The organism is Chitinophaga agrisoli (assembly GCF_008386695.1).
GTDB lineage: Bacteria > Bacteroidota > Bacteroidia > Chitinophagales > Chitinophagaceae > Chitinophaga > Chitinophaga agrisoli.
Genome location: NZ_VUOC01000053.1, coordinates 1 through 705 on the forward strand (window position 1 = coordinate 1; position 705 = coordinate 705).

The window sequence follows — 705 nt, forward strand, 5'->3', positions numbered from 1 at the left end:
GGAACATAATTTATTTTTGATTCACAAGTATCGTTCGAGTAATTTACAGTAATCTGTTGATGATGAGTTGGGCGACGTACTCCAGAACACGGCTGACCTCGGCTGCGTAGTCCGTCAGGTAGACAGGGATCTTCTCTAGGAAGTTGTTGACGGCTGGTCCAACTTCGCGTCCGAAGAGATTGATTTGGAGGTTAGATTTGACATCGCCAATAGTTATTGCAGCTCCGATGTCACTGACAATGATGTTGTCTGCGAGGGAGACGGAAGCGGTAGCCTCAGCAACGACGTTCTCAAGGGCAAGTCCTCCGGAAGCGAAAGACCTCAGGACGCGGCTGAAAATGCGGATTTCTCCTTCAGCGGAACCGACTGATGCTGAAACTCTGGGAACAGCCAGGACTAAGTTGAGTCGGGTGCCGACGTAGCTGACACGACGCAAATGCAGGGAGCTGAAGTCATCAGCCTTGACGTCAGTCACGCGGCCAGAGAAGTTAATGATGTCTGATGCACGCGGAGGGCTCCAGGAGCCAGCGTAGCCGTCACGGCGGAGAGGATCAGCCGCTCTCAACAATTCACCGATTTCATTGAACAAGTTTGAGATCACGATGTCAAGGATGCGCTGAGAATTAGGCTCGAAATCGACATCGCGATGTGGCACAGCCGACACGCAGGCTAGGGCAAGGGCAAAGATGAAGGCCTTCATTGTTG

At 51.9% G+C, this 705-nt stretch carries 1 protein-coding gene; it reads right to left on the reverse strand.

Annotation, left to right across the window (positions count from 1 at the left end; genetic code table 11):
• Nucleotides 1-43 precede the first annotated feature (43 nt).
• Nucleotides 44-705: hypothetical protein (locus F0L74_RS34570; RefSeq protein ID WP_188316285.1), on the reverse strand; the 662-nt coding region annotated here is incomplete at its 5' end.